Annotated in this window: 8 protein-coding genes and 1 pseudogene; 2 read left to right on the plus strand and 7 right to left on the minus strand. The window is 40.8% G+C overall.

Annotated features, from left to right (window positions below):
* Nucleotides 1-165 precede the first annotated feature (165 nt).
* Both acnA and ACT3RM_RS14640 read right to left on the minus strand, forming a co-directional pair.
* Nucleotides 166-2916, minus strand: a complete 2751-nt coding sequence (acnA, locus tag ACT3RM_RS14635) for an aconitate hydratase AcnA (RefSeq protein ID WP_441993061.1) — start codon at nucleotides 2914-2916, stop codon at nucleotides 166-168.
* A gap of 699 nt (nucleotides 2917-3615) precedes the next feature.
* Nucleotides 3616-3999, minus strand: coding sequence for an RNA-binding S4 domain-containing protein (locus ACT3RM_RS14640; protein ID WP_441835816.1), 384 nt, complete (start codon nucleotides 3997-3999; stop codon nucleotides 3616-3618).
* Nucleotides 4000-4229: 230 nt separating this feature from the next.
* Here ACT3RM_RS14640 and ACT3RM_RS14645 point away from each other — a divergent pair, with 230 nt between their 5' ends.
* On the plus strand, nucleotides 4230-4517 hold the full coding sequence (locus ACT3RM_RS14645; RefSeq protein ID WP_441993062.1) for a hypothetical protein: 288 nt from the start codon (nucleotides 4230-4232) through the stop codon (nucleotides 4515-4517).
* A 113-nt stretch (nucleotides 4518-4630) separates the two neighbouring features.
* On the opposite strand, the pseudogene ACT3RM_RS14650 reads toward ACT3RM_RS14645, so the two are convergent.
* From ACT3RM_RS14650 to glnA, 5 genes and pseudogenes are all read right to left on the minus strand, one after another.
* Nucleotides 4631-5006, minus strand: a pseudogene (locus tag ACT3RM_RS14650) (hypothetical protein).
* A 74-nt stretch (nucleotides 5007-5080) separates the two neighbouring features.
* Entirely contained in the window at nucleotides 5081-6469 is a 1389-nt protein-coding gene (gene ntrC, locus ACT3RM_RS14655) for a nitrogen regulation protein NR(I) (RefSeq protein ID WP_441993063.1), read from the minus strand.
* A 16-nt stretch (nucleotides 6470-6485) separates the two neighbouring features.
* Nucleotides 6486-7559: a nitrogen regulation protein NR(II) gene (glnL, locus tag ACT3RM_RS14660; protein WP_441835813.1), complete on the minus strand. Its 1074-nt coding sequence runs from the start codon at nucleotides 7557-7559 to the stop codon at nucleotides 6486-6488.
* Nucleotides 7560-7621: 62 nt separating this feature from the next.
* Nucleotides 7622-8134: a DUF4124 domain-containing protein gene (locus tag ACT3RM_RS14665; protein ID WP_441835812.1), complete on the minus strand. Its 513-nt coding sequence runs from the start codon at nucleotides 8132-8134 to the stop codon at nucleotides 7622-7624.
* Between the two features lie 130 nt (nucleotides 8135-8264).
* On the minus strand, nucleotides 8265-9671 hold the full coding sequence (gene glnA, locus ACT3RM_RS14670; protein WP_441835811.1) for a glutamate--ammonia ligase: 1407 nt from the start codon (nucleotides 9669-9671) through the stop codon (nucleotides 8265-8267).
* Between the two features lie 505 nt (nucleotides 9672-10176).
* Here glnA and typA point away from each other — a divergent pair.
* Nucleotides 10177-12000: a translational GTPase TypA gene (typA, locus tag ACT3RM_RS14675; RefSeq protein WP_441993064.1), complete on the plus strand. Its 1824-nt coding sequence runs from the start codon at nucleotides 10177-10179 to the stop codon at nucleotides 11998-12000.
* Nucleotides 12001-12055 lie beyond the last annotated feature (55 nt).

Raw genomic sequence — 12055 nt, forward strand, 5'->3', positions numbered from 1 at the left:
ATACCCAGTATAATAAATATTTTTAGAGTGCGAATGATAGCGTGTTCAGACATGTATCCTCCTAATTACCTTTTATTGTAACGAGTCATTAGTCAAAAACATTGTTTTGTATCAATAAAAAAGGGGCTAAAAATTAGCCCCTTAACATTTGTTTAGCGTAATAAGCTATTTGTTCTCAAGCATATTACGTAACACATATTGCAAGATACCGCCGTGCTTGTAGTAATCCCACTCTTTAGGCGTATCGATACGCACATCAGCGCTAAAACTTACTTTTTTACCTTCGCTGTTTGTTGCTATCACAGTCACTTCATCGGTCTTATTGTATAGGCCTTCAATATCAAACTGCTCTTGGCCGGTTAAACCTAGTGACTCATGGCCTTCACCGTCTTTAAATTGCAGTGGCAATACACCCATACCAATTAAGTTCGAACGGTGAATACGTTCATAGCTTTGGGCGATTACGGCTTTTACACCTAGTAGTAACGAACCTTTAGCTGCCCAGTCTCGTGATGAGCCTGTACCATACTCTGCTCCCGCTAATACTACGAGCGGTGTTCCTTGCTCTTGATAAGCCATTGCTGCGTCATAAATACTGGCTAGTTCGTCTTCAGGTTGAGTGCGCGTAACGCCGCCTTCAGTGCCTGGCGCGAGTAAGTTTTTCAAGCGAACATTGGCAAAGGTACCGCGCATCATCACTTCATGATTACCACGACGTGATCCATAAGAATTAAACTGGGCTTTTTTAACGCCGTTTTCTTGTAAGTACAAGCCTGCTGGCGCGTCAGCTTTAATCGCACCGGCTGGTGAAATATGGTCGGTAGTTACTGAATCGCCAAGTTTAGCTAAACAGCGAGCGCCTTCGATGGTTGGAATACCTGGAGGCTCGACTTTCATGTCATCAAAAAATGGTGCTTTTTTGATATAAGTAGACGCATCATCCCAATCATACAATTTCCCATCAGGAATTTTAATTTGTTGCCAGCGCTCGTCACCTTTGTAAACATTGGCATAACTGGTCGCGAACATTTCTTTGGTTACGGTACTTTTAACTAACTCACTGACCTCGCTGACACTTGGCCAAATGTTTTTCAGGTAAATATCATTACCGTGTTCATCTTGGCCTAAAGGCTCGTTGTATACATCAATATCTGTACGCCCTGCAATTGCATAGGCAACGACTAATGGTGGTGACGCTAAAAAGTTCATTTTCACGTCTTGGTGAATACGTCCTTCAAAGTTTCGGTTACCGGATAATATAGAGCTAACAACTAATTTATGCTTTTGAATAGCATCACTTATTTCATCAGCAAGTGGCCCTGAGTTACCAATACATGTAGTACAACCATAACCAACAAGGTTAAAGCCCATGGCTTCGAGATCATCCATTAAGTCGGCTCTATCAAGGTAGTCAGTTACCACTTGCGAACCAGGAGCCAGTGAGGTTTTAACCCACGGCTTTACTTTTAAACCTAATTGCTTGGCTTTTTTAGCGACTAAACCTGCGGCCAGTATTACGCTTGGGTTAGAGGTATTGGTGCAGCTGGTAATAGCGGCGATAACGCATGCGCCATCTTTTAGCTCAAACTCCTCACCTTTATAGTTAACCTTAGCGGCGCCCATAAACTGTGCTTCATCAACAGGTTCATTAGGGTTTGTAGTTGGGCCTTCACTCTCAATACGAGCTTGTTGATCATCACTTGTAGCACGTTTTTCAGAACGTTCATCTTGAAAACCTCTAAGGTGTTTGCCGATGATGTCGCCCGCTTTGTCGAGGGAGATTCTATCTTGCGGGCGTTTTGGTCCCGCTAAGCTGGGTACAACATCATCAAGCGAAAGCTCAAGGGTGTCGGTATAGTTAGCTTCATCACCGTCGTTGCGCCATAAACCTTGGTGCTTAGCATAATCTTCGATCAGTTTTAGCTGTTCTTCGTCACGGTTAGTTAAGCGTAAATAGTTGATGGTTTCTTCATCTATTGGGAAAATACCACACGTCGCACCATACTCCGGTGCCATGTTAGCAATTGTCGCACGGTCAGCGAGTGGTAAATCGGCAAGGCCATCACCATAAAATTCAACAAACTTACCTACCACACCATGTTTACGCAGTATTTCGGTTACAGTAAGTACTAAATCGGTAGCCGTGGTGCCCTCTGGTAGGCGGCCGTTAAGTTTCATACCGACCACTTGTGGGATTAGTAAGCTAATTGGCTGACCAAGCATGGCTGCTTCGGCTTCAATACCGCCTACACCCCAACCAAGCACGCCTAAGCCGTTGATCATAGTAGTGTGCGAATCGGTGCCAACTAATGTATCTGGGTACGCCAATGATTTACCATTTTTACTGTCGTTAAAGACAACACGGGCTAAATATTCTAAGTTTACTTGATGAACGATACCGGTTGCAGGTGGTACTACTTTTAAGTTATCAAAGGCTGTTTGCCCCCAACGTAAAAATTCATAGCGTTCTTTATTACGGTCGTATTCAAGTTTAGCGTTCAAATCAAACGCGCCATCATTACCGTAACCATCAACTTGTACCGAATGGTCAATAACTAGTTCGGCAGGTGAAAGAGGGTTTATTTTTGCAGGATCGCCACCGAGCTTTTCCATGGCATCACGCATTGCGGCTAAATCAACAATGGCTGGTACGCCAGTGAAGTCTTGCATCACTACACGGGCAGGAGTAAATGCAACTTCAGCGCTTGGTTTTGCTTTGGGATCCCAATTAAGCAATGCTTCGATATCTTGTTTTTTAATGTTTACGTCATCTTCATTACGTAAAAGATTTTCAAGTAGCACTTTAAGTGAAAAAGGCAGGCGCTTAGCTTTGTCGCCAAGCCCTTGCAAAGAGTGAATATGATACTGCTCGCCATTGATTGTTAGCTGCTTTTCGGTGTCAAAACTGTTACTCATTATTAGCCCCTATGGTTATGCCTATACACTAAAGTTGCTCAGAACGAAAACTCGCTGTAAACATAGGCATGAATTTATATGTATATCCTTGACTGTCTTCTTAGCTAAGTAGCAAACTTAATACCAACCTGTTTGCTGTATAGAAATAAAACTATATTAGTATAGATGATGATGAAAATATTTATTTCAAGTTAGACAAAAGTGTAGAGCAAAATAACCGCCTTACAATATTATTTACAGTGTTAGCTAAGCGCCTGCCCTGATAGCTTAAAAGCAATAATAAAATAAGCATAAAAAGACTGGTTAAGCCAAATATGTCGATAGCAATAAAGTTATAGTATTGTTGAATGAGAATTGCGGTAAATGACGCTAAAAATAACTTGCATGCGAGAGTATTTTAATGAGTAATAAAACACAGCCAACGGTGCCTGCGTAAACCGAAATCGTAAAAGTGAACGAGTACCGAAAGGAGTGTTAGCCTACGCCACTTGTCGTTTCAGAGGTAGTTTGTATATCATTTTTTTGGTCATTGATACTTGCATTATAAACGCAATAACCGCTAACAGATTCCAAAGAAGTGCTACCCATGCGACATTTTAGAGCCAGTTTGGCGGTGCCATAAATTACCTTTTCATTATTATTTATAAGGTAATTAAAGATAAAGATGACGCTATTTATAAGCGATATTTGGGGTGATAATTAACCAAACGAAATTGGTTTACGACCAGTATTTGCATCAACTTTTGGCTTTTTGGTGCGCTTACGCTTACTTTTTGCAGGCTGTGCTGAAGTATCTTTAGCCGCTTGTTGCTGTTTAATTTCTTGGCTTGGTAGAGTGCGTTCAGCGGGGATCGCATCTTCACTTAGCGTTAGTTGAAATTGTTCGCCATCGAATTCGAGCACATCACCACTGTATAATTTTTTCCGTTTGATTGTACAAATTTCATAGTTAACGCCTACATAGCCCTCGGCAATTAAGTTTTTTGCTTGACCACCACCTTCAACTAAATCTAAAACCTTTAGTAACTTACATAGCTCTATCGGCTCTTCTTCTAGTTCAATTTCAATGTATTCGTCGTTCATAAGGTTCTCGGTGATTTGGCTGTTAAAGTCAGCAGTATAAAGGCATACGCGACACAATGCACTAATGCTTATATGTGCTGACAAGTAAAATTATTAATAATTTTTTGATTTTAAAAAAACTGTCGTAATTTACGAGTAAGCTGCGCTATATAAAGCTGGCCTAAACGTTGCTAAAAAGAATTGCCAAAAAGTAATTCGTGCTTAAATTTATAGAAATATGGAGTTATAAAATGGGCGTAAGATTAGCCATGAAAAAAGAGTTAATGGGTTTAGATGGATCAGATCTTCTAACTGCCGATGATGTCCGCACCGAACTCAACAATATTATTAAGCGCGATGCAGAGCACAGTGAAACTGGGTTCTCATTAATTTCAAAATTTAATGATAACCACAGTCAAATTAGTACCGGTCACGAAAGTAAAATTAAGCAACTCGACTTTCAACGTCATCGCTTGTTTAAAGATATTTTGTATAGCCGAAAAAGTGTTGATGGGTGGCTAGGTAGTCAATTAAATTAAGTTGATTTTAATCATCATCCCTTTTGGAGAAAACCTTCAAATACATTTCGCTATAACGCGTCTGTTAACAAACCGAGTTGACTAAATTGTTCTTTGCAGGTTTTGTATATAGATTAGCCGTTTTTTTCTATGTGCTCACTGAGCTGCGCGATTCGTGTACACATGCCTTCGATAATACGATCTTTAATTTTTTCACGTATTACATTAGGTAAGCGAGTAAGTGCAGCTGGGTGATAGCGAGTAAGATCGTGTCGGGTTTGGCGCGAACGTTGGTGCTGCGTTCGCGGCTATTAATAAATGCGCCTTCACCAATAAACTCTCCGGGCTCAATAGTACCGAGCTCTAGCAGGTAGCTGTGCTTAAGCACCACTAATGAATCGTATCGTACTGTTTAAATACCGCGTGACCTTGTTGAGCATGATAAAGGTGACAAAATGATTCAGGTAATACCTGCCATTCGTTGAGGGGAAGCTCACGGAAAAACGACAATCAATTAATAATTTCCACCTGCTTGAATAGCGCAATATGCTCAATTAATTTCATTAACTTTGCTGATATAAAAGTTAGGAATTAATATTGCGTTCTTTTAGCTTGCGGGTCAACGTGTTGCGGCCCCAGCCAATCTTTATTGCGGCCTCTTGCTTGTGCCCAGCGCAACTGGAAAGTGCTGCTTTAATTAAGCGCGTTTCAAGTTGCGCTTGTACGTTAGGCCATATATTTTCTTTGCCTACTTTTAGCTCTTGGTTTAACCAATGCTGAAAAGCATCTAGCCAGTCACCTTCTTGCTCTGTCGGCATAATGTCGATTATTTCTGGTGGTAAATCTTGCTCACTTATCAGTTCGCCAGGTGCCATTACTGTTAACCAGCGACAGGTGTTTTCGAGTTGACGAACATTGCCAGGCCAGTTAAATAAGCGTAGTTGCTCAGTGGCTTTACTGCTGAGAATTTTACTTTCCACTTGCAAGTCTTTGGCGCTTGTATGTAAAAAGTGCTGTGCTAGACGCTCTATATCTTCAGTTCGCTCACGAAGAGCGGGTAAGCGTAACCTAACTACGTTTAAGCGATGAAATAAGTCATCCCTAAATTTACCTAGTTTAACTAAATCTTCGAGATGTTGGTGGGTCGCGGCAATGATGCGCACATCAACCTTGATACTTTGATGGCCGCCAACCCGATAAAATTCACCATCAGCGAGCACGCGTAGTAAGCGAGTTTGTACATCGAGTGGCATATCACCTATTTCATCTAAAAATAGCGTACCGCCGTTAGCTTGTTCAAAGCGACCTTTGCGAATGCTATCTGCACCTGTAAATGCGCCTTTTTCATGGCCAAAAAGCTCAGATTCAACTAGCTCTTTAGGGATAGCTGCCATATTAAGCGCGATAAATTGGTTTTCTTTACGAGGACTGTGATTGTGTAAGGCGCTGGCAACCAGTTCTTTACCCGTTCCAGATTCGCCATTAATAAGCACACTCATACTTGATGTTGATAACTTACCTATCGCGCGAAATACTTCCTGCATGGCAGGGGCTTCACCAATTATATGAGCATTATTTTGTGGTGCTTGTTTGCGTTTAGTTTTTTTAGTGGAATTTGCACGACAAGCACTTTCGACTAAGCTAACCGCTTCATCTAAGTCAAATGGTTTAGCTAGGTACTCAAAAGCACCTTTTTGAAAAGCTTTTACAGCTGAATCTAGATCAGAGTGAGCGGTCATAATGATCACCGGTAACCCCGGGTTTTGTTCGGCAATGAGTTCCAACAGCGCCATGCCATCCATACCAGGCATTCTTACATCAGATACCAGCACTGTTGGTTGGCTGTATTTTAACGCGCTTAACACATCTTGTGCGTTAGCATAACTTTGGGTTTCAAAGCCAGCGCGGGTTAACGCTTTTTCTAATACAAAGCGAATCGAGGCATCATCATCAACCAGCCAAACTGTTTTCATACACACTCCAAACTATTTAATCCGTAAAAGGCAGATAAATATTAAACTCTGTGTGACCAGGCCAGCTATCGCACTCAATATAACCATTATGTTGATCTATTAAAGTTTGCGCTATTGAGAGTCCTAATCCTGAACCACCATCTTTTTTGGTGATCATCGGATAAAATAGAGTCTCTTTAATCTCTGGATCTATTCCTGGTCCGTTGTCAGATACTTGGATCAGCAAGGCCTTTTTAGGGGCTTTACCTGGGCGACGGTATTGATGATTAATGCGAGTTTTTATTTTTATCACTCCGCCATTATCAATTAATGCTTGCTGGGCATTACGAACAATATTAAGCATCACCTGTTGGACTTTACCTTGGTCGATGTAAACATCCGGTATGCTTGGGTCGTAATCTTTTTCTAAGCTTATATTGGCGCAGTTATCTAACATCGTTAACTTAAAAACAGACTCTAAAGTTTGGTGAATATTACCCTGTGACTTTTGCGGTAATTGATTCGGCCCTAGGAGCCTGTCGACTAACTCACGTAAACGGTCTGCTTGCTCAATAATTAGCTCAGCACATTCATCCCTTTCTTGCTGATCAACTTCATACTGCAATAATTGCGCCGCTCCTCGAATTCCGCCTAGAGGATTTTTAATTTCGTGAGCAAGTCCGCGTATTAAGTTACGTGCAGCTTGGTATTGATGCATTTGATTTGAAGCTTGGTCATGGCGAATTTCATCATCTGTTTGACGACATTCAAACAAAATATAAAACTGTCCATCGAAGGCTAACCGTCTAGTACTGATCGCAAGTTTGGCATGGCGAGAGTCTACAAAGACCACGTCAGCTCTATGCTGGTGGCAGTCTACGCCGTCAATTAATGAGTACTGTGCAATGCGCTTTAAATCGATTGAATGATAATTAAATAAGCTGTCGAAGGGCTGGCTAATTATTCGTTTTGAGCCTAAGCCAAGTAGTTCACTAGCGCTATCGTTAGCATAGATAAGCGTAAAATCTTTATCGAGCAAAAGCACTGCGGTAGTGAGGCTTTGCCAAATACTATTAAGTAGTTGTGGACTAAATTTTTTATTACTGTGCATTGTTGCACCACTTTAGTGCGTTGACGATAGTTATCAGCTTAGCATAGAAAAGTCATGGCTGGTTAAAGCGATGAAGCACGATGCATAAAAAAGGTACTAGATGAACTACTAGCAATATTATTGCCTTGTGAATCAAATAGTTTTACTTGCAGTGTATGCATACCTCTACTTATATTTCTAAGTGCAAAGGTGCTGGTATTGCTTGGTTCAGTAAAAGGACTGCCATCAACTAATAATTGTATGGTAAAGCCGTTTTCAAAGCGTGGGGTTATACGGCTTGTTACATATACTGAGCCGGTATTTTCACGCACGGTTGCTTGATCAGCGGGCGATGCTATAACAATTTTGTAATTAATGGCTTTTGGTAAATCTTGGTCATTTAAAACTCTCGTATCGACTGCAGGCATAGTTAAGTTTTGTGTGGTGAGCTTAACTTCTTTGGCGCCACTTTTTGGCGTGTCAGAAAATACTAATACACCATTTTTATCTTTCCAGGCATAGATCTTTCTTTCACCAGAATAACTATAAAAGCTTACCAAGCTTATAATTAATAATAAAAAAATTGTTACTTTCACTCTGCCACCTACTATTTTCTGTACAGCCTAAACTGTAGTGGAGAATGCATTAATTTACCATAAAAAAAGCCCGTAAAAACGGGCTTGAGAACACATATATTATCTATTTAATAATTTATGCTACAGCGTATTAAACGCTGTAGTACATTTCGAACTCAATTGGGTGAGTTGTCATGTTAAGCTTTTCAACTTCTTGACTCTTAAGTGAGATGTAAGCATCAATTAAGTCATCAGTAAATACGCCACCTTGAGTTAAGAACTCACGGTCACCATCTAGACTTGCTAGTGCTTCGTCAAGTGAAGCCGCAACTGTTGGAATTTCAGCAGCTTCTTCAGCAGGTAGATCGTATAAGTCTTTATCCATTGCATCACCAGGATGGATCTTGTTTTTAATACCGTCAAGACCAGCCATAAGCATTGATGCAAACGCAAGGTATGGATTCGCAGTTGGATCAGGGAAGCGTACTTCGATACGACGACCTTTTTCTGATGGTACAACTGGAATACGGATTGAAGCCGAGCGGTTACGAGCAGAATATGCAAGCATAACAGGTGCTTCAAAACCTGGTACTAAGCGTTTGTACGAGTTAGTCGAAGCGTTAGCAAATGCGTTGATTGCTTTAGCATGCTTGATGATACCGCCGATGTAGTAAAGGGCATCTTCAGAAAGGCCGCCGTACTTGTCACCTGCGAATAAGTTAACGCCGTCTTTAGCTAAAGACTGGTGACAATGCATACCAGAACCGTTGTCGCCAACTACAGGTTTAGGCATGAACGTTGCTGTTTTGCCATATAAATGAGCCATGTTATGGATAACATACTTCATTTCTTGGATTTCATCCGCTTTTAATACCATGCTATTGAAGCGGGTTGCGATTTCGTTTTGGCCTGCTGTTGCAACTTCATGATGGTGTGCTTCAACAACTTGACCAAGTTCCTCAAGAACTAAACACGTAGCTGAGCGCCAATTTTGTGATGAATCAACTGGTGAACATGGGAAATAACCCCCTTTAACACCAGGACGGTGACCCGTATTGCCACCTTCGTATTCTTTATCTGAGTTCCATGATGCCTCGATGTCGTCAATTTTATACATTGAACCAGACATATCAGATTTATATTTTACGTCATCAAATAAGAAGAACTCCGGCTCAGGTCCGAATAAAACAGTATCAGCGATGCCAGTAGAGCGCATGTATTCTTCAGCACGCTTAGCGACTGAACGTGGGTCACGCTCATAACCTTGTAATGTTGAAGGCTCAACGACGTCACAACGAACGATTACGGTTGTATCTTCTGTAAAAGGGTCTAATTTAATTGACTCAGCAACAGGCATTAATACCATGTCTGATTCGTTAATGCCTTTCCAACCTGCGATTGAAGAGCCATCAAACATTTTACCTTCTTCAAAAAAGTCTTCATCTACTTGATGATGAGGAATAGAAACATGTTGCTCTTTACCTTTAGTGTCAGTAAAGCGTAAATCTATGAACTTAACGTCATTTTCTTTAATAAAATCTAAAACCGATTGTGACATGTGTCCTCCAACTGTTGGGTTTTATTTTTGCTGCATAATTGCTTTGCTTCTTACAAGCTGGTTTTATGCCATAATTATAACATTTTGTTTATATTGACTATTGTTGTTACAAGAAGCATTTTTCATTCATTGCTGCACCAAGCTAGTGCGTAAAGTGTTCATTGTGGTGCATGGTTGGGTCTGTAAAAATTGCATGTAAATTAATCATTCGATTTAATCCCAAGCAGCATTGATTAATTGTCTAAATATCGTATAAAAACCCTGTTTATACCAGTTTTGAGTGTTTAATTTCAATAAAGTTCATAAAAATGTCATTTATAAAACAGATACTTAGTAATAGTATTACGAAAGTTTTAAAATATATTATTGGAGAAACTTTCATCTATCGCTTTAATAAGGGATAATATGCGCCCTTTTAAATCCTATGCTGGGACATCTGGTGAAAATGCAGGTGAGTGCGTAGATCTTGCAGGATTAACGAGATTCAATTTCTCTGAGTAAAAATATGAGCATCGAAAAGTTAAGAAATATAGCGATTATCGCCCACGTTGACCATGGTAAAACAACGCTGGTTGATAAATTACTTGAGCAATCAGGTACACTAGAAACGCGCGGTGGTAACGAAGAGCGCGTAATGGACTCAAACGACATTGAGAAAGAACGCGGTATTACCATTTTGGCTAAAAATACCGCCATTTCATGGCAAGACTACCACATCAATATCGTAGATACCCCTGGACACGCCGACTTTGGTGGTGAAGTAGAGCGCGTACTTTCGATGGCTGACTCAGTATTATTACTTGTTGATGCTCAAGAAGGTCCAATGCCACAAACGCGTTTCGTAACGCAAAAAGCATTTGCGCAAGGCTTAAAGCCAATTGTTGTAATCAACAAAATCGACAAGCCAGGCGCACGCCCTGATTGGGTTATGGATCAAATCTTTGATTTATTCGATAACCTTGGCGCAACTGACGAACAGTTAGACTTTAAAGTTATTTATGCATCAGCAATTAATGGTTGGGCAACGCTTGATTTAGACGAAGCGTCTGACAACATGCAGCCTATGTTCCAAATGATTGCAGATGAAGTATCACCACCGGAAGCCGATCCTGAAGGTGACTTCCAAATGCAGATCTCACAACTTGATTACAACTCGTATGTAGGTGTAGTCGGTGTAGGTCGTATTAAACGTGGTTCTGTTGAGCCGAACCAACAAGTGACTATTATTAGCGCTGATGGTACTAAACGTAATGGTAAAATTGGTTCAGTACAAAGCTATTTAGGACTTGAGCGTGTTGAAACAGATAAAGCATACGCTGGTAACATCGTTACTGTAACAGGTATTGGTGAGCTGAAAATTTCAGACACTGTTTGTTGCCCTAGCAATGTTGAAGCATTACCTCCACTAAGTGTTGATGAGCCTACGGTAACGATGACGTTCTCTGTAAATAACTCACCATTTTGTGGTAAAGAAGGTAAGTTTGTAACTTCACGTAATATCCGTGAGCGTTTAGACAAAGAGCTAGTACACAACGTAGCACTTCGTGTTGAAGATACTTCTAACCCAGATAGCTTCCGTGTTTCTGGCCGTGGTGAATTACACCTTGGTATCTTAATCGAAAACATGCGCCGTGAAGGCTATGAGTTAGCAGTATCTCGTCCAGAAGTAATCTTACGTACTGTTGACGGTGTTTTAGAAGAACCGTATGAAACAGTAACCATTGACTGCCAAGAAGAGCATCAAGGCTCTATCATGGAGCAACTAGGTCTTCGTAAAGGTGAGCTAACTGACATGTCTCCAGATGGTAAAGGCCGTATGCGTATGGATTTTATGATCCCAAGCCGTGGTTTAATTGGTTTCCAAACTGATTTCATGACGCTTACATCAGGTACTGGCCTTATGTACCACACATTCGATCACTATGGTCCGCACAAAGGTGGCGAGCTAGGTGTTCGTAAGAACGGTGTAATGATTGCAAATGCAACAGGTAAAGCACTTACTAACGCATTATTCAACTTACAAGAGCGCGGTAAATTATTCATCGGTCACGGTGTTGAAGTTTACGAAGGCATGGTTATCGGTATTCATAGCCGTGATAACGACCTTACAGTTAATGCTCTTAAAGGTAAGCAGCTTACTAACGTTCGTGCATCAGGTACTGATGAAGCACAAACATTGACACCACCATTGAACTACTCACTTGAGCAAGCGATTGAGTTCATTGATGATGACGAATTAGTAGAAGTAACACCTGAGAACATTCGCATTCGTAAACGTCACTTAACTGAAAGTGAGCGTAAACGTGCGGGTCGTGCGCCTAAGTCATAATTACTTTTAAGTAATATACTTTGAAAAGCCGCTGTATTGCAAAATACAGCGGCTT

Origin of the sequence: Pseudoalteromonas sp. AOP7-A1-14 (genome assembly GCF_052376275.1) — a bacterium.
In the GTDB taxonomy this organism is placed as follows: domain Bacteria; phylum Pseudomonadota; class Gammaproteobacteria; order Enterobacterales; family Alteromonadaceae; genus Pseudoalteromonas.

What these genes read in the sequence shown, in the direction of transcription:
- acnA (WP_441993061.1), bottom strand. Translation starts at nt 2,916, where the DNA reads ATGAGTAACAGTTTTGACACCGAAAAGCAGCTAACAATCAATGGCGAG.
- ACT3RM_RS14640 (WP_441835816.1), bottom strand. Translation starts at nt 3,999, where the DNA reads ATGAACGACGAATACATTGAAATTGAACTAGAAGAAGAGCCGATAGAG.
- ACT3RM_RS14645 (WP_441993062.1), top strand. Translation starts at nt 4,230, where the DNA reads ATGGGCGTAAGATTAGCCATGAAAAAAGAGTTAATGGGTTTAGATGGA.
- ntrC (WP_441993063.1), bottom strand. Translation starts at nt 6,469, where the DNA reads ATGAAAACAGTTTGGCTGGTTGATGATGATGCCTCGATTCGCTTTGTA.
- glnL (WP_441835813.1), bottom strand. Translation starts at nt 7,559, where the DNA reads ATGCACAGTAATAAAAAATTTAGTCCACAACTACTTAATAGTATTTGG.
- glnA (WP_441835811.1), bottom strand. Translation starts at nt 9,671, where the DNA reads ATGTCACAATCGGTTTTAGATTTTATTAAAGAAAATGACGTTAAGTTC.
- typA (WP_441993064.1), top strand. Translation starts at nt 10,177, where the DNA reads ATGAGCATCGAAAAGTTAAGAAATATAGCGATTATCGCCCACGTTGAC.